This window comes from Helicobacter acinonychis (genome assembly GCF_900461455.1).
Classification (GTDB): domain Bacteria; phylum Campylobacterota; class Campylobacteria; order Campylobacterales; family Helicobacteraceae; genus Helicobacter; species Helicobacter acinonychis.
On record NZ_UGIA01000001.1, the window covers coordinates 532330 to 550251 of the forward strand.

The window sequence follows — 17922 nt, forward strand, 5'->3', positions numbered from 1 at the left end:
CTATAATGGAAGTAAAAATTCCAAGGGATTATTCAACTATGAAAATCAGTGTTAGTAAAAACGATTTAGAAAATGCTTTGCGCTACTTGCAAGCTTTTTTGGATAAGAAGGACGCTTCTTCTATCGCTTCACACATCCATTTAGAAGTCATTCAAGAAAAGCTTTTTTTGAAAGCCAGCGATTCGGATATTGGATTAAAAAGCTATATTTCTACGCAATCTACGGATAAAGAGGGCGTGGGCACGATTAATGGGAAGAAGTTTTTGGACATTATCTCATGCTTGAAAGACTCTAATATTACTTTAGAGACTAAAGAAGACAGCCTAGTGATCAAACAAAATAAAAGCTCTTTCAAACTCCCCATGTTTGACGCTGACGAGTTTCCTGAATTTCCTGTTATAGAGCCAAAAGTGAGTTTAGAAGTGAATGCCCCTTTTTTAGTGGATGCGTTTAAAAAAATCGCCCCTGTGATTGAACAAACCAGCCATAAAAGAGAACTAGCCGGTGTTTTAATGCAATTTGACAAAACCCATCAAACCCTTTCAGTGGTAGGCACAGATACTAAAAGACTTTCTTATACGCAGTTAGAAAATATCTCTGTCAATTCTACTGAAGAATACATCTCTTGCATTTTGCCTAAACGGGCTTTATTAGAAATCCTTAAACTTTTTTATGAGAGTTTTAGTTTTAAAAGCGACGGCATGTTAGCGGTAATTGAAAACGAGACGCACACTTTTTTCACCAAGCTCATTGATGGGAATTACCCTGATTATCAAAAAATCCTCCCTAAGGAATACGCGTCTTCTTTCACTCTTAATAAGGAAGGCTTTAAGGAGAGTATTAAATTATCCAGTTCTTTAAGCCCCACCATTAAACTCACTTTAGAAAAAAACAACGCTTTATTTGAATCTTTGGATTCTGAGCATAGCGAAACCGCTAAGACTTCTATTGAGATTGAAAAAGATTTGGAGATTGAAAAAGCCTTTCATTTGGGCGTCAATGCGAAATTTTTCCTTGAGGCTTTGAACGCTTTAGGGACAACGCAATTTGTGTTGCATTGCAATGCACCTTCAGCACCTTTTTTAATCCAAGAACCTCTTGATGAAAAGCAAAGCCATTTGAACGCTAAAATTTCTACCTTGATGATGCCCATCACACTATAAAGGCTGATTGCATGCAAGATTATCAAAGCCATAGTATTAAGGTTTTAAAAGGCTTAGAGGGGGTTAGGAAACGCCCTGGAATGTATATTGGCGATACCAATGTGGGTGGGTTGCACCACATGGTTTATGAAGTCGTGGATAACGCTGTAGATGAAAGCATGGCGGGTTTTTGCGATGCTATCAATATCACTTTGACCGATGAAGGCTCATGCATTGTAGAAGATAATGGGCGAGGCATTCCTGTGGGTATTCACCCCACGGAAAAAATCCCCGCTTGCACCGTAGTTTTAACGATGTTGCATGCCGGTGGGAAGTTTGATAATGATACTTATAAGGTTTCAGGTGGGTTGCATGGCGTGGGCGTTTCAGTCGTGAATGCCTTGAGCAAACGCTTGATTATGACTATTAAAAAAGAGGGTCGAATCTATCGCCAAGAATTTGAAAAGGGTATCCCCATTAGCGAGCTTGAAATCATTGGTAAGACTAAAAACGCTAAAGAAAGTGGCACGACTATTGAATTTTTCCCTGATGGAAGCGTGATGGAGGTCGTTGAATTTCAAGCGAATATTTTGCAAAAACGCTTCAAAGAAATGGCGTATCTTAACGATGGTTTAAAAATTGCTTTCAAAGAAGAAAAGACCCAATTACAAGAGACTTATTTCTATGAAGATGGCTTGAAACAATTCGTTAAAGACAGCACTAAAAAAGAGTTGCTCACCTCCGTTATTTCATTTAAAAGCATGGATGGAGAAACGCACACTTCCATAGAGGTCGCTTTAGCGTATGCTGATGATTATAATGAAAACACTTTAAGCTTTGTGAATAACATTAAAACTTCTGAGGGCGGCACGCATGAGGCGGGCTTTAAAATGGGCTTGTCTAAGGCGATTTTACAATATATTGACAATAATATTAAAACTAAAGAGTCTCGCCCTATTTCTGAAGACATTAAAGAGGGTTTAGTGGCTATTGTGAGCTTGAAAATGAGCGAGCCGTTATTTGAAGGGCAGACTAAATCCAAGCTCGGTAGCTCGTATGTGCGCGCATTAGTTTCAAAATTAGTCTATGATAAGATCCATCAATTTTTAGAAGAAAACCCTAACGAAGCTAAAATCATCGCCAATAAAGTCCTACTAGCTGCAAAAGCTAGAGAAGCCAGTAAGAAAGCCAGAGAGCTTACTAGGAAAAAAGACAATTTGAGTGTTGGCACATTGCCTGGAAAATTAGCCGATTGCCAGAGTAAAGATCCGCTTGAGAGTGAAATCTTTTTAGTGGAGGGTGATAGTGCGGGTGGGAGTGCTAAACAAGGGCGCGATAGGGTTTTCCAAGCGATTTTACCCTTAAAAGGTAAGATTTTAAATGTGGAAAAAAGCCATTTGTCAAAAATCCTAAAATCAGAAGAAATTAAAAACATGATCACGGCTTTTGGGTGTGGCATTCAAGAGAGTTTTGATATAGAAAGGTTGCGCTATCATAAAATCATTATCATGACAGATGCTGATGTGGATGGGAGCCATATCCAAACCCTACTGATGACTTTTTTCTATCGTTATTTACGCCCACTGATTGAACAAGGGCATGTTTATATCGCTCAAGCCCCCCTTTATAAATACAAGAAAGGCAAGACAGAAATTTATCTTAAAGACAGTGTCGCTTTGGATCATTTTTTAATTGAGCATGGCGTCAATTCAGCGAATATTGAAGGGATTGGTAAGAACGATTTGATGAATTTGTTGAAAGTGGTGCGCCATTACCGCTATGCGCTTTTGGAATTAGAAAAACGCTACAACTTGCTAGAAATTTTACGCTTTTTGATTGAGACTAAGGACGCCTTAACCCTTGATATGAAAGTTTTAGAAAAAAGCATTTTGGAAAAATTAGAGAGTCTGAATTATCAAGTTTTACGCTCTTTTGTTACTGAAGAGAGCTTGCATTTGCATGCACAAACCCCTAAAGGCTTGGTGGAATTTAACCTAGATGACAACCTTTTTAAAGAAGTATTGTTTGAAGAAGCGAATTACACTTATCAAAAACTTATGGAATATAATTTAGATTTCTTGGAAAATAAGGATATTTTGGCGTTTTTAGAAGAAGTGGAAAATCATGCTAAAAAGGGAGCGAATATCCAACGCTATAAGGGGCTAGGCGAGATGAACCCCAATGATTTATGGGAAACAACCATGCATAAAGAAAACCGCAGTCTCATCAAACTCAAAATTGAAGATTTAGAAAAAACCGATGCGGTGTTTTCGCTTTGCATGGGTGATGAAGTAGAGCCTAGAAGAGCCTTTATCCAAGCGCATGCTAAAGATGTGAAACAATTGGATGTGTAAGGGATTTTAATCACTACCCCTAAACATTTAACCAAGCAAGAGAGCGTGAATTTGGGGGCTTACTACACGCCATCTTACTTGGTGGATTGCACTTACAAGCTTTTGAAAAAACATGCCAATATTAAAAACTATACGCTTTTAGATACTGCTTGTGGTAATAAAGAATTTTTAAAACTCAAGCACCCTAGAAAAATAGGAGCGGATATTGACCATAAGTGCGATGCTTTAATAATAAACGCTCTCATCAATCCTAAAAGAGAAAATTATGGCATTAGCCAAGATGAGCCTTTACTTATCGTGGGCAATCCCCCTTATAATGATAGAACTTCCTTTATTAAACAAGATATTAAAAACAAAGATTTTATTTTTGAGATAGATAATGACTTGAAAGCTAGGGATTTAGGGATAAGTTTTTTAAAATCTTTTGTGGCTTTAAAGCCGGCTTTTATTTGCGTGTTACACCCTTTATCTTACCTCATCAAAGAAGCTAATTTTAAACAATTAAAACTATTTAAGGATAATTATAGGCTTTTAGACGCTTTCGTTGTTTCTTCTAAATATTTCACTAAAAGCAACGGATTTCCTATTGTGATAGCTTTATATGAGCAAGGGCGAATGGACTATGAATATATTAGGCGTTTTATTTTTCAAACTGATTGCAACACGACGCTATGCTTAAACGATTTTGACTATATAGCCAATTATGTGGATAAATACCCTAACGCTAAAAAAGTTAATGCATGCGTGGGCTATTTTTTCCCTATGCGAGACATCAACGCTCTTAAACGCAACAAGACTTTTTTAAACACGCCAAGCACTAATGCGGTGCACATCAGTCAAGATAAAATGATTTATTACCAATATATCCATTATTTTAAGGAAATCGCCCCTAAAATCCCTTACTATTTTGGCAATTTGGATATTATTATTGATAATTCCGCTTTTTTAGAAATTAAAGACGCTTTCTTAAAAGACAAAAGAGTGCGTTTAGAATATTTTAAAAAATTGTTTCAAGGACACCCTTGTGGGTTTGATTAAGATTGATTACGATAAAAAAATGATTGGAATACCTATTCCTTTAACTTCAATTTCAGGCAAAGTGCGTGTGAAAATCAGATATGCCTTTAGTGATTATGGCGTATTAACAGCGACTAGAAAAATCCCTTTTAGTTTAAAGCATTATATTATATAGAATGGCAAATCGGTTATGATGTCCCCACCACAGATAGAGAAAAGTTTAAACTCACTGCCTTAAAAGATGAAAAATATCATTTTTTAGGAGCTAATGGTAAAATAAAAACTCTTTATGAGTTGAGTGAAATTATTTATTACGCCAAACAATTGAATTTGATCAGTTTAAAAAATTTAGAAAATACTTTAGAATATTTACAAAAACAAAAACAATTTATAGAAGATAATTTTATGATTACAAGAGAAAGATTTAGATCCCATCAATTTGCTGGCATGGATTTTGAACTTTCACGCATTTCTTACCCCTTGCTTATTCATTCTTTTAACGATAATCAATTAAGTGAAATTGTTATCAGAGAACAACAATATGGCTCTAAAACCCAAGCCATGCTGCATTTTTGCTTTTCTATTTTGTTTGGAATTGAAAACCGCTACTCCCTTATTAGAGAGAACGGCTACACTCAAAGAACATGCCCTTTTAGTTATCAACCAAAATAACGCTTTCATGTTTTTAGAAATGTTTAAAATTTTTGGTCTTTTAAGTCAAGCACACCACAATGATGTGTTAAAGATTTTAGAAAAAATACTTGAAAATTAACTAATGATGCAAATTGATTAAAAAAGCCCCTTTATAAAACTCAAAATATCAAATAATACGACACATTAAAAGAATAAAGGCGTTTAAAGGTTTCTTTATAGTTGCTATCGCCATTGATCATTGTAAGGTAGGGGGTTGCAACCATAGGGATTCTAAAGCCTAGCTCTAAGCCGGTATGCTTGGCAATCACTGAACGCACGCCAAAATTAAAGGACCACTGGAACACGGTGCTTTTAAACACAATACTCACACCATAATCCCCAGCTAGCAGCCGCTCTGCCTGTTGTCCGTTTAAAGTGGTATTCCATGTTATAGTCCTATTTCTAGCTTGCGGGCTCCATGTCGTCCCCCCCACAGCCATGCCACCATAAAACCCCATGCTAAATCTTTCCAAATTGACAAAATTCAATAATAAATCAACCCCCGCGCCATAAGTGTTGATATTCATATTAGAATTGAGCCCACCTTTAGCTTGCAAATAACTCCCTGGTGCAAAATATTGCGTGCCAAATTTCACCTCCGCCCAATCATAAAACCCATAATAGCGCAAGCCCGCCCAGCCTTTTTTGCCAAAAAGCTGGTTATAGCCTAACCCCACGCCAAAGCCTTGAGTGCTTTGTTCGTTATGGCTTTTGAATTCTGTTTTTTTGTTTGTGGCAAGTTCGTTATTGTAATAAGCTTGCCCTATTTCATAAGCGCCATTGAGAAAAAACCCGCTTGATTCAGCACCCAAAGAGCTTAAAAAAAGGGCCGTTTGGCATGAAATTTTGAGATTCATCTTTATCCTTAAAAGCATTGATATAAATTTTTGCTACTCAATATTTAATAAAGTATTAGTATATCCAATTTTTCAAAGGGGGGACGGATATTTTAAAAAGGGATTTTTAAAAAATAGATACCAAACATTTATGTCAGGCACTATATCCCCAAAGCTAGTTTATTTTAAAGAATTAAAAGGGATTGAACGCTTTCTATTAATAAGGTAAGAGCATTAGGACATTTTAATGTAAAAAGAAAAAGTTTACTAAAAATGCTAATGTTATAGTAAAGAAGGAAGGAATATTTTCGCCCTTTGCCCTTACCCAACAACATTATACTAAAAAAAAAAAAAAAATGTTATTTAAACCCTATTTTTAACATTATTCTTTAACTTTTTACAAAATGAAACACTTTTTGGATTTGTTTAGTTAATGTTGGTGCTTGAAAGAAAGATTTGCTATAATTTAAAACAATTTAAATCTATTGAGACAAAGGGGTTTTTTGAAAATTTTTCTTTCTTGCAAGTCTTTGTTACGCCAAAAAAGTTTGGAATTTTATTTGAGCGATTGCCTTTCTTCTGTGGAAGTTTGCGACTTTGTCTTAAGCGATGATGAAAAGCTAGAGACCAATAAGCCCCTATGCTCCATAGAAGAGTGCCTAAGAAAGCCTTTTACTAAACAGAGCGTGAAAGAAGATATAAAAAATTTTTACCACGCTTTAAAAGAGAGTGAAAAACCTTGCAAAGAAATAAAATATTCTAAAGAGCAAGAGATCCAAAAATTACTAGAAGAATACACTAAAAAATTATGCCAAATCATCAACCAATAAAAAAATTTAAGATTATTGGGGGGGACTGTAAGGGGCTAGACTTGAATTTGCCTAAAATTTCTAGCACACGCCCCACCAAAGCGATCGTAAGAGAGTCGTTTTTTAATGCTTTGCAAGCAGAAATTAAGGGAGTGCATTTTATAGAAGTGTTTTCAGGCAGCGCTTCTATGGGATTAGAGGCTTTGAGTAGGGGAGCTAAAAGCGCTTTGTTTTTTGAGCAAAATAAAAGCGCTTATGCCACGCTTTTAGAAAATATTTCTCTTGTTAAAAACCGCTTAAAAAAAGAAATTGAAATCCAAACCTTTTTAGATGACGCTTTCAAACATTTGCCCACGCTACGCTTAAAAAATGGCGTTTTGAATATCCTTTATTTGGATCCGCCTTTTGAAACAAGCGGGTTTTTAGGGATTTATGAAAAATGTTTTCAAGCTTTAGAAATGTTATTGAAACGCCACCATCTTAAAAATTTTTTAGTGGTTTTTGAGCATGAAAGCGTGCATGAAATGCCTAAAAATCTCGCAACTTTAGCTATAATCAAACAGAAAAAATTTGGAAAAACGACTTTAACTTATTTTCAATAGGAATAGGCATGGCAGAAGAACAAGAAAATACCGCGCAACAACCCCCTAAAAAAAGCAAAACCCTTTTATTTGTCATCATTGGGAGCGTGTTAGTGATGCTTTTATTGGTGGGGGTGATTATCATGCTGCTTATGGGAAATAAGGAAGAATCTAAAGAAAACGCCCCTAAAAACGCCCAAGAAGTTCAAGCTAATCCTATGGCGAACAAAAATCAAGAAGCCAAAGAAGGCTCTAATATCCAGCAATATTTGGTGCTTGGACCTTTGTATGCGATTGATACGCCTTTTGCGGTGAATTTAGTCTCTCAAAATGGCAGACGCTATCTCAAAGCTTCTATTTCATTAGAATTGAGTAATGAAAAACTTTTAAATGAAGTGAAAGTTAAAGACACAGCGATTAAGGATACGATTATAGAAATTCTATCGTCTAAAAGCGTGGAAGAGGTGGTTACTAATAAGGGTAAAAACAAGCTTAAAGATGAAATTAAAAGCCATTTGAATTCGTTTTTGATTGATGGCTTTATTAAGAATGTCTTTTTCACTGATTTTATCATTCAATAATTTTAAATGATTGGCATAGATATTGTCTCTATTGCTAGGGTAGAAAGGTGTGTGAAACGCTTTAAAATGAAGTTTTTAGAGCGTTTTTTATCGCCAAGCGAGATTCTTTTATGTAGGGATAAATCAAGCACGATCGCTGGGTTTTTTGCGCTCAAAGAGGCTTGCTCCAAAGCCCTTCAAGTGGGTATTGGCAAGGAATTGAGTTTTTTAGACATGTGCATTTCTAAAAGCCCTAAAAACGCCCCCTTAATCACCCTTTCTAAAGAAAAAATGAACTATTTTAACATCCAAAGTTTGAGTGCAAGTATCAGCCATGACGCTGGTTTTGCGATAGCGGTTGTGGTTGTTTCTTAAAAACAGCTTTTTTAGTGGTTTTATTCTCATTCTTTAAGATATTTTAATAATTCTTCTTCATTCAAAATGTTAACGCCATGTTTTTGTGCTAGAGAAAGTTTTGAGCCGGCATTTTCTCCAACGATCAAAAAATCGGTTTTAGCGCTCACGCTTGAAGAAATTTTTGCCCCTAAATTTTCTAAGATTTGAGCGTATTCTTGCCGTGGTTTAGAGAGCGTGCCGGTTAAAACAATCGTTTTATGGCTAAAAATTGAAGAGCTTTCTTGCTTTTCTTCAATTATATCGCTATTTTTAGGGTTTAATAAATCAAATAATGATTGGATAAACTCTTGATTGCTCGCATAAAAATTGACTAAAGAACGCGCCATTTCCACCCCAAAGCCCTCCATTTCTAAAAACTCATCTTCGCTTTTTTCTAACACATATAAGCCGTATTTGGCCAACGTTTTACTCGCTCCCTTACCGATATGTTCAATCCCTAAAGCATTGATCAAACGCCATAAAGGGGGGTTTTTGCTCTTTTGAATAGCGTCTAATAAATTTTGAGCTTTTTTAATTTTGAATTTGTCTAGCCGCATTAAATCTTCTAATTTTAAAGCATACAAATCTAGGGCGTTAAAAATGAGTTTTTCTTCAAAAAGCTGCTCTATGACTTTATCGCCTAAGCCTTGAATGTTTAAAGCGTCTTTAGAAGCAAAATGAATCAAGCTTTCTTTCAATCTTGCGGAGCAATTAAGGTTTTGGCAATAAGTAAAAATCTCTTCGCATAAGAGTTCATGCGAGCATATGGGGCAAACTTTGGGGCGTATAATTTTGCATTGCGAACCGTCCCTATAAGACTCTAAAGGCTTGATGATTTTAGGGATCACATCGCCGCTTCTAATGACTACGACCCTATCATTGAGCATGATATTCTTTTTTTCAATTTCAGAATAATTGTGTAATGTCGCTTTAGTGATGATAGCCCCAGCGATTTCTACCGGCTCTAAAAGAGCGACTGGGGTGATCGCCCCACTGCGCCCCACTTGGTTAATAACTCCTACAATTTTGGTGTGTTTTTCTAGAGCGGGGAATTTATAAGCGCAAGCGAATTTGGGGGATTTTTGCGTATAACCTAACTCCTTTTGGATATTCAATTCATTCACAACGATCACCATGCCGTCTAAAAGGGCAAAAAATCTCTCTCTTTCTTGAATGAGAGTGTGATAATTCGCTTCTATTTCTTGGTGGTTTTTGTTTAGGCTTAAATGTTTAATAGCGCTAAAACCTAACGAGACAATAAAATCCAAACATTCCTTAAAGCTTAAGAAATTTAAAGAGTGCTTGCCCACGCCCCAAGGAATGAATTGCAATTTACGCTTTTTAGTGATTTTGCTATCAAGCTGTCTCAAACTCCCTGATGCGGCATTTCTAGGGTTAGCGAATAGGGGTTCGTTAGCGTTTAGGCGTTCTTCATTCAAAGCGTTAAAATCCTCTTTAGAAATGATCACTTCGCCCCTGATTTCTATTTCTTCATTATAAGGGATAGTGTGAGAGATATTAGCGACATGTTTGGCATTTGTAGTAACTAATTCTCCTTCTAATCCATTGCCCCTAGTGGTCGCCTTCATTAACTTGCCTTTTTGATACAAAAGATTGAGCGAAACCCCATCAAGTTTAGGCGAACACACAAACGAAGCACTAGGGTAAGCTTTTAAAATGCGTTGCAACCACGCTTGCAATTCGTTATGATTGAATACATCATCTAAACTCCACATTCTCGTTAAATGGGGGTTTTTATTGAATTGGTTGAGTGCAGTAGCCCCCACTTTTTGGGTGGGGGAGTTGGCTTGAATTTGGCTAGGGTTTTTTTCTTCATAAGCTTTTAATTCTTGATAGAGTTCATCATAGACCGCATCGCTTACGATCGGCTCATCAAGGTTGTAATAGTGGTGCGATAGGGTGTTTAAATATTCAATTCTTTCTAAATATTCTTTTTGGCTTTTTATCATATTCTAAAAACCTTTTAAACTAAATTAGGGTAGTATTATAACATTTAATCTTTGATAGGGTTTAGGGGAAATAGGTGGTGAAAGACATTGACAAAACGACTTCGTTACACTTAAACAACGAAGTGCAATTTCTATGCTTTAGATTAGATGAAGAAAAAGATGCCCAACTTTATGGCGTGAATATTTTTAAGATCAGAGAAATTATCCATTATGATGGGGAGGTTACTGAGACTCTTGGGGGGAGCGATGGCGTGATGCTTGGATTTCTTAGCGTTAGGGGCGAGTCCATTCCTTTAGTGGATGTGAGAAGGTGGTTGTATTGTGATGCGAATGATCCTAGCCGTGATTTAAAAGAATATAGCGTTAAAAATAACCATAATTTAGTGATTGTATGCCATTTTTCTAACCATTCAATCGCCCTAAAGGTTTTAAAAATTGAAAGGATCATTCATAAAAATTGGACTGAAATTAGCGCTGGGGATAAACAAGGCATTGAAGCCAATAACAAACTTAGTGCGATCACTCGCTTTGATGAACAGCGAGTGATGCAAATTTTAGATGTAGAAAAAATGATAAGCGATGTTTTCCCTAGCTTGAAAGATCTAGACGATTTGACTTTGCGTTGCATCAAAGCCATCCAAAGCCAAAAACTCATTTTGATCGCTGAAGATTCCTTGAGCGCTCTTAAAACCCTAGAAAAAATCGTTCAAACTTTAGAATTGCGTTATTTAGCCTTTCCAAATGGGAGGGAATTGTTGGATTATTTGTATGAAAAGGAGCATTATCAAAAAGTTGGCGTGGTTATTACGGATTTAGAAATGCCTAACACTTCAGGGTTTGAAGTGCTAAAAACCATTAAGGCTGACCCAAAAACCAATCACATTCCTGTGATTATCAACTCATCCATGAGCAGTGATTCCAATCGCCAATTAGCCCAATCTTTAGAAGCGGATGGTTTTGTGGTAAAATCTAATATTCTTGAAATCCATGAAATGCTTAAAAAAACGCTTTCATAATTCAATTTTTATTATAAGGGATAAGCATGCGAAGTCATTTTTGCACAGAAGTTAGTGAAAAAGATATTGATAAAATAGTCAAGGTTGCTGGGTGGTGTAACACTTATAGAGACCATGGGGGCGTGGTTTTTATTGATTTAAGGGATAAAAGCGGTTTAGTGCAATTAGTGTGTGATCCTAGCTCTAAAGCTTATGAAAAGGCTTTAGAAGTTAGGAGTGAATTTGTGCTAGTGGCTAAAGGAAAGGCGCGTTTGAGAGGGCCTGGGTTAGAAAACCCTAAACTAAAGACCGGAAAAATTGAAATCGTTTTAGAAGAATTAGTCATTGAAAATAAAAGCGCTACCCCACCGATTGAAATCGGTAATAAAAATGTGAATGAAGATTTACGCTTGAAATACCGCTATTTGGATTTACGCTCTTTGAATGCTTATGAAATCTTTAAATTGCGCAGTGAGGTGGCTCTTATCGCTCGGAACACTTTGGCTCAAAAAGGCTTTTTAGAGATTGAAACCCCTATTTTGTCTAAAACCACGCCTGAGGGGGCTAGGGATTATTTAGTGCCAAGTAGGGTGCATGAGGGCGAATTTTTTGCCCTTCCTCAAAGCCCGCAATTATTCAAACAGCTTTTAATGGTGGGGGGAATGGATAGGTATTTTCAAATCGCTCGTTGCTTTAGAGATGAAGATTTGAGAGCGGACAGGCAGCCAGAATTCACGCAAATTGATGCGGAAATGAGTTTTTGCGATGAAAATGATGTGATGGGCGTGGTAGAAGATTTGTTGCGAGAGATTTTTAAGGCGATTGGGCATACTATCCCCACACCTTTTAAGCGCATGCCTTATAAGGAAGCGATGGAAAATTATGGGAGCGATAAGCCCGATTTACGCTTTGAATTGCCTTTAGTGGAAGTGGGGGATTGTTTTATGGACAGCTCAAATTCTATTTTTTCCAATATCGCAAAAGATTCCAAAAACAAACGCATCAAAGCTTTAAATGTCAAGGGGGCTGATGCAACTTTTAGCCGCAGTGTTTTAAAAGAATTAGAAGAATTTGTGCACCAGTTTGGGGCTCAAGGCTTGGCGTATTTGCAAATTAAAGAATATGAAATTAAAGGGCCTTTGGTTAAATTTTTAAGCGAAAAGGGGCTTAAGAATATTTTAGAAAGGACTAACGCGCAAGTAGGAGATATTGTCTTTTTTGGTGCAGGGGATAAAAAAATCGTGTTAGATTACATGGGGCGTTTGCGCTTAAAGGTGGCTGAAATGCTTGATTTGATTGATAAAAACGCCTGGAATTTTTTATGGGTAGTCAATTTTCCCATGTTTGAAAAAACAGAAAATGGCTATCACGCCGCACACCACCCCTTTACGATGCCTAAAAATATAGAATGCGAAGATATAGAAGAAATTGAAGCGTATGCGTATGATGTGGTGCTTAATGGTGTGGAGCTTGGTGGGGGGAGCATAAGGATTCATAAAGAAGAAATGCAAAAAAAAGTCTTTGAAAGGATCAATATCCATGAAGATGAAGCGCAAAAGAAATTTGGTTTTTTACTAGAAGCGCTAAAGTTTGGCGCTCCTCCTCATGGGGGCTTTGCGATAGGCTTTGATCGGCTGATCATGCTAATGACTCAATCTAATAGCATTAGGGATGTGATCGCTTTCCCTAAAACGCAAAAAGCTTCATGTTTATTGACTAATGCTCCTAGCCCTATTAGCGAAGAGCAACTAAGAGAATTACACATTCGCTTAAGAAAATTAAGTTTAAAGGATATGATTTGAAACGACTATTTTTGATTATTGGAGCTCCAGGGAGTGGTAAAACCACTGATGCGGAATTGATCGCTAAAAATAACAGTGCAACAATCGCTCATTTTTCAACTGGGGATTTATTAAGGGCTGAGAGTGCTAAAAAGACCGATCGAGGCTTATTGATTGAAAAATTCACTTCTCAAGGCGAATTAGTGCCTTTAGAAATTGTGGTAGAAACGATCCTTTCAGCGATTAAAAGCTCTGAAAAAGGGATCATTTTAATTGATGGCTATCCTAGAAGCGTGGAGCAAATGAATGCTTTAGACAAGGAATTGAACGCCCAAAATGAAGTGGTTTTAAAAAGCGTGATTGAAGTAGAAGTGAGTGAAAAAACCGCTAAAGAAAGGGTTTTAGGGCGATCTAGAGGGGCTGATGATAATGAAATCGTGTTTCATAACCGCATGCATGTGTTTTTAGACCCCTTAATTGCAATCCAAAATTTTTATAAGGCTAAAAAAGTGTATAAAACTATCAATGGCGAAAGAAGCATTGAAGAAATCGTGCATGAAATGCAAGAATATATTTTGTCTTTTGGGAATTAAATGCGACTAGAGAAATTGGCTGTGATTTCTGTCTATATCATTTCTTTAAAAGAAAGTAAAAGGCGTTTAGACACTGAAAAATTAGTTTTAGGGTCTAATGAAAAATTTAAGGGGCGTTGTGTTTTTCAAATCTTTGAAGCCATTAGCCCTAAACACCAAGATTTTGAAAAACTCGTTCAAGAGCTTTATGACGCTCCAAGTTTATTGCAATCTGATTGGTTCCATTCAGACATTAGCGATGGTTTGACTTTGCCTGAATTAGGGTGCTATTTGAGTCATTACTTGTTATGGAAAGAGTGTGCCAGATTAAACCAACCAGTCATCATTTTAGAAGATGATGTAGCACTAGAGTCTAACTTTATTCAAGCATTAGAAGATTGTTTGAAAAGCCCTTTTGATTTTGTGAGACTCTATGGTTGCTATTGGTATTATCACGATAGCAACCTCAATGTTTTGCCTAAAGAGTTTGTCTTCGCTCCTTTTGATTATTCTTTAAAGAGTCGCTCTTTTTTAGGAAAATGCAAAGAAATCTTAAGTATTTCTATTGACAAGTTTTCAAACCTTTCCACTTATAAATGCATCCATTTTGCTTTAGGTTTTCTTAAAAAAATGCAAAGAAGCCATTACGCAACGCATGAAAAAGAAGCGCTATTTTTAGAGCATTTTTACCTCACAAGCGTGTATGTGGCTTCCACGGCTGGCTATTACTTAACCCCTAAAGGCGCTAAAACTTTCACAGAGGCAGTAAATCGTTTTAAAATCATAGAGCCGGTGGATATATTTATGAATAATTCTTCTTATCACAATATGGCTAATCTGACCTATACACCTTGTGCCCTCTCCTTGAATGAGCACTCTTCCAACAGCACAATCCAAAAACCCAAAGACTGCAAAAAAAAAGAGCGTGAAGCCCACCTATTACCCACTCCGCCTAAAAAATCAAGTTTTAGGGGGCTTTTTTATTATACTTTGAACGCTAAAAAGCGTTTAAAAGCCTTTAATGAATACAGCAAACAATACGATCATTTAAAAACCCCTAAAGAGGTTTAAAAAGAATGGGCTTTATGCTAGAATAAGTCTTTTTATCAATTCAAGGAGATTGCAATGAATTTAGACAAACTAGAAACAAGCCATGACGCTAACGCTTTGTGCGTGGTGGTTGAAATATCCAAGCATTCTAATATCAAGTATGAATTGGATAAAGAAAGTGGGGCTTTAATGGTGGATAGGGTGCTTTATGGAGCACAAAATTACCCTGCAAATTATGGCTTTGTGCCTAACACTTTGGGGGCTGATGGTGACCCTGTGGATGTGCTTGTTTTAAGCGATATGGCTTTTCAAGCCGGAAGCGTGGTGAAGGTGCGCTTGATTGGGGTTTTAAACATGGAAGATGAAAGCGGAATGGATGAAAAACTACTCGCTCTACCGGTAGATAAGGTCGATCCCACGCATTCTTATGTCAAAGATGTTAATGATTTATCCAAACACACTTTAGACAAAATCAAACATTTTTTTGAAACTTACAAGGATCTAGAGCCTAATAAATGGGTGAAAGTCAAGGGGTTTGAAAACAAAGAGAGTGCGATTAAAGTTTTAGAAAAAGCCATAAAAGCTTATCAAGCCTAAAGATTTTAAAGGGTTTGGCTTAAAATGAAGTCGTAAAGCCCTTTTTAACGCTTGAAATAAACTAGCGAGAGGGGATAATAAAAATGTTTCCTAGATTATGCTTGAATTTTTCAACTTTTATGCGGGTTGTTTTAGTGTATGTTCTAAACAACAGCAAGCGTTAATAATAGCAAGTGATTTTCTAAAGATTGGTCTATCAATCGTGTTTGTGATGGCAGTTTTAGTGAGTTTTTTGTTGCTATTTTGGATTAAAAGAAGCCCTAAAGTTCCTAAACATGAGCAAAACCCTATTGTAATACAAAAAATTTACCCCATCCATAGCGAACAAATACTAGTCTTTTTTGCTATTTGTGTGGTCGCTTTTAGCATGAAATCTTATGAAAATTATCATGGTGTGGTATTTTTATGCATTACTATATTTCTTTTTATCTTATTTATGTTGCACAATGTGAGTTATCTTAACCCCATATGGTTTTTTCTTTCTTATCGTGTTTATAGAATTGAGAGTTTAGGCACTAATTATATTTTTATCATGAAAAATGTTAGAAAATGGTTTAAATGCGCTTGTGAAACAAAAAGGCAAATAAAAGCCTATGACATGGGCATTAAAAACTTTGAGGGATCAAAAAAAAAGAAAACTATTTTTATGGGGGTTGATTTGAGCGCTATAAGGCTATAAGAAAGATTCCATTTAAGGGGAATGAAGACTCCCATCTTAGAGAAGAGTATGATGAATGGTTTTTTATTAAGGGTAGCGATTTATCTTTTTTCAAACGCATTGGAGAATGCTTAAAGCCATGCGATTGCACTAAACCTCATTTTAAAGATTTAAGTTTTTTTGCTTTTGTTTATGATGATTTTATGATCAGTATCCAAAAAATAACCCCCCAAACATGTGATTGAAAAGCGTTGGTTTGCTTGGCTTGATTTTAGTGGTGAGGAAGTCCAATATGAATGCAAACTTCGTGAAAAAATATTGAGCTAGGGAGCCGTATTGATGCGATTATCAATTTAAAAGAAAAAACAATTTATTTTAAAAAATTTGAGATTTTGAGTGCTTTAGATGAAGTATTTATAGAGTTTTATTGCTAAAATTCACAAAACTTTAGATCGTGAAATTGAAATAAAGATAAATTATGCGGATATTAAGCCAGTCAATCTTAAAAAAATCAACTTGATGTTAAAAGAAAGAAAACAGCAATTCAAGTAGGCTAGATACTTTTTTAATTCTTATGATAAAAATAAATTTAAAAATTACGCCAAAGATTTTGAAAGCCCCCTATATACCGATAACGCTTTTAAAATGATTCAAAAAAATAAAGATGTTACAGAATTATTAAAACTCCTTAATGAAGATTACTACTTAACTTATATCACTCAAAAAGCGTAAGAGTCATTCTAGCATTGTTATTAATTAAAAAAAGCATTCTTAATCTAAAAATGCTACAATGCTTGTTTTTAAAATGAAAGGGTAATTTAACAATGGACTTTTTAGAAAAAGTATTAGACAATCAAATCACTGAAAGTAAAGAGTTGGTGAAGCTTTATGATTACGATTTATACACGCTAGGGGAAGCGGCGGATCATATGCGTCAAAACATGCACCAAAAAATCGTGTATTTTAATGTCAATAGGCATTTAAACCCTAGCAATATTTGCACGGACGCTTGCAAATTTTGCGCTTTTTCAGCCCACAGAAAGAACCCTAACCCCTATGAAATGAGTTTAGAAGAAATCCTAGAAAAAGTTAAAAACTCCTACAACAAGGGGATTAAAGAAGTCCATATCGTGAGCGCTCATAACCCTAATTATTCTTATGAATGGTATTTAAAGGTGTTTGAAACCATTAAACAAGAAATGCCTAACTTGCACTTAAAAGCCATGACCGCTGCAGAAGTGCATTTTTTAAGCGCCAAATTCAACAAACCTTTTGAGTTGGTGTTAGAAGACATGCTAAAAGCCGGGGTGGATTCCATGCCAGGTGGGGGAGCAGAGATTTTTGATGAAGAGATTAGGCGTAAAATTTGTAATGGTAAGGTGGGATCTTCTCGGTGGTTAGAAATCCATGCTTATTGGCATAAATTAGGCAAAATGAGTAACGCTACCATGCTTTTTGGGCATATTGAAGATAAAATCCATCGCATCGATCACATGTTAAGAATCAAAAAAATTCAAAGCCCTAAAAATAAAGTGGAAAATAAAGAAGGGGGTTTTAATGCGTTTATCCCCTTATTGTATCAAAAAGAAAACAATTATTTAAAAATAGAAAAATCCCCTAGTGCAATAGAAATCTTAAAAACCATCGCCATATCTCGCATTCTTTTAAATAATATCCCCCACATTAAAGCTTATTGGGCGACTTTAGGCTTGAATTTGGCTTTAGTGGCTCAAGAATTTGGCGCTAACGATTTAGACGGCACGATAGAAATAGAGAGCATCCAAAGTGCAGCAGGCGCTAAAAGCCGGCATGGTTTAGACAAAGAAGATTTGATTTTTAAAATCAAAGATGCCGGATTTGTTGCGGCAGAAAGGGATAGTTTGTATAATTTGATACAAAAATTTTAAGGAT

16 protein-coding genes and 1 pseudogene are annotated in these 17922 nt (G+C 36.1%); 15 read left to right on the top strand and 2 right to left on the bottom strand.

All coding sequences use genetic code 11. From position 1 onward, the window contains the following. The first annotated feature begins 38 nt into the window (after window positions 1-38). From dnaN to DYI00_RS08335, 4 genes and pseudogenes are all read left to right on the top strand, one after another. Entirely contained in the window at window positions 39-1163 is a 1125-nt protein-coding gene (gene dnaN / locus DYI00_RS02460; RefSeq protein WP_011577718.1) for a DNA polymerase III subunit beta, read from the top strand. An 11-nt stretch (window positions 1164-1174) separates the two neighbouring features. After that, window positions 1175-3496 (top strand): DNA topoisomerase (ATP-hydrolyzing) subunit B, encoded by a 2322-nt coding sequence (gene gyrB / locus DYI00_RS02465; RefSeq protein WP_011577719.1) that lies wholly within the window; start codon window positions 1175-1177, stop codon window positions 3494-3496. Window positions 3497-3541: 45 nt separating this feature from the next. Beyond that, window positions 3542-4534 carry a hypothetical protein gene (locus DYI00_RS02470; protein WP_011577720.1) on the top strand — a complete coding sequence of 331 codons (993 nt, stop codon included), beginning with the start codon at window positions 3542-3544 and terminating at the stop codon, window positions 4532-4534. Further along, window positions 4521-5285 (top strand): annotated as a pseudogene (locus DYI00_RS08335) (R.Pab1 family restriction endonuclease). Before DYI00_RS02470 ends, DYI00_RS08335 begins: the two are co-directional and overlap by 14 nt. Before the next feature lie 40 nt (window positions 5286-5325). On the opposite strand, the gene DYI00_RS02480 reads toward DYI00_RS08335, so the two are convergent. Beyond that, window positions 5326-6063, bottom strand: a complete 738-nt coding sequence (locus tag DYI00_RS02480; RefSeq protein ID WP_011577723.1) for an outer membrane protein — start codon at window positions 6061-6063, stop codon at window positions 5326-5328. A gap of 482 nt (window positions 6064-6545) precedes the next feature. Here DYI00_RS02480 and DYI00_RS02485 point away from each other — a divergent pair, with 482 nt between their 5' ends. From DYI00_RS02485 to acpS, 4 genes are read left to right on the top strand one after another with little or no spacing between them, the layout of a single operon-like run. Next, on the top strand, window positions 6546-6872 hold the full coding sequence (locus tag DYI00_RS02485) for a hypothetical protein (RefSeq protein WP_011577724.1): 327 nt from the start codon (window positions 6546-6548) through the stop codon (window positions 6870-6872). Further along, a complete protein-coding gene (gene rsmD, locus DYI00_RS02490) occupies window positions 6851-7453 on the top strand; it encodes a 16S rRNA (guanine(966)-N(2))-methyltransferase RsmD (protein ID WP_011577725.1) in 603 nt (200 codons plus the stop codon). Before DYI00_RS02485 ends, rsmD begins: the two co-directional genes overlap by 22 nt. An 8-nt stretch (window positions 7454-7461) precedes the next feature. Next, a complete protein-coding gene (gene fliL, locus DYI00_RS02495) occupies window positions 7462-8013 on the top strand; it encodes a flagellar basal body-associated protein FliL (RefSeq protein WP_011577726.1) in 552 nt (183 codons plus the stop codon). A 6-nt stretch (window positions 8014-8019) separates the two neighbouring features. Continuing rightward, on the top strand, window positions 8020-8367 hold the full coding sequence (acpS, locus tag DYI00_RS02500) for a holo-ACP synthase (protein WP_011577727.1): 348 nt from the start codon (window positions 8020-8022) through the stop codon (window positions 8365-8367). Window positions 8368-8393: 26 nt separating this feature from the next. On the opposite strand, the gene ligA is transcribed toward acpS, so the two are convergent. Continuing rightward, window positions 8394-10358, bottom strand: a complete 1965-nt coding sequence (gene ligA / locus DYI00_RS02505) for an NAD-dependent DNA ligase LigA (protein WP_011577728.1) — start codon at window positions 10356-10358, stop codon at window positions 8394-8396. A gap of 74 nt (window positions 10359-10432) precedes the next feature. Between ligA and DYI00_RS02510 the strand changes: the two genes are divergently transcribed. From DYI00_RS02510 to mqnE, 7 genes are all read left to right on the top strand, one after another. Further along, the gene (locus DYI00_RS02510) at window positions 10433-11374 is read left to right on the top strand and encodes a chemotaxis protein (RefSeq protein ID WP_011577729.1); all 942 of its coding nucleotides are present in this window, start codon (window positions 10433-10435) and stop codon (window positions 11372-11374) included. A gap of 26 nt (window positions 11375-11400) precedes the next feature. Further along, window positions 11401-13155, top strand: a complete 1755-nt coding sequence (aspS, locus tag DYI00_RS02515) for an aspartate--tRNA ligase (RefSeq protein ID WP_011577730.1) — start codon at window positions 11401-11403, stop codon at window positions 13153-13155. Then, window positions 13152-13727, top strand: a complete 576-nt coding sequence (locus DYI00_RS02520) for an adenylate kinase (protein ID WP_011577731.1) — start codon at window positions 13152-13154, stop codon at window positions 13725-13727. The genes aspS and DYI00_RS02520 overlap by 4 nt, the downstream gene beginning before the upstream one ends. Window positions 13728-13748: 21 nt before the next feature. Further along, entirely contained in the window at window positions 13749-14777 is a 1029-nt protein-coding gene (locus DYI00_RS02525; RefSeq protein ID WP_041600275.1) for a glycosyltransferase family 25 protein, read from the top strand. A gap of 54 nt (window positions 14778-14831) precedes the next feature. Beyond that, entirely contained in the window at window positions 14832-15353 is a 522-nt protein-coding gene (ppa, locus tag DYI00_RS02530) for an inorganic diphosphatase (RefSeq protein WP_011577733.1), read from the top strand. Between the two features lie 211 nt (window positions 15354-15564). Next, a complete protein-coding gene (locus DYI00_RS08990; protein ID WP_496559796.1) occupies window positions 15565-16032 on the top strand; it encodes a KwaA family protein in 468 nt (155 codons plus the stop codon). Between the two features lie 803 nt (window positions 16033-16835). Next, entirely contained in the window at window positions 16836-17918 is a 1083-nt protein-coding gene (mqnE, locus tag DYI00_RS02545) for an aminofutalosine synthase MqnE (protein WP_011577735.1), read from the top strand. Window positions 17919-17922 lie beyond the last annotated feature (4 nt).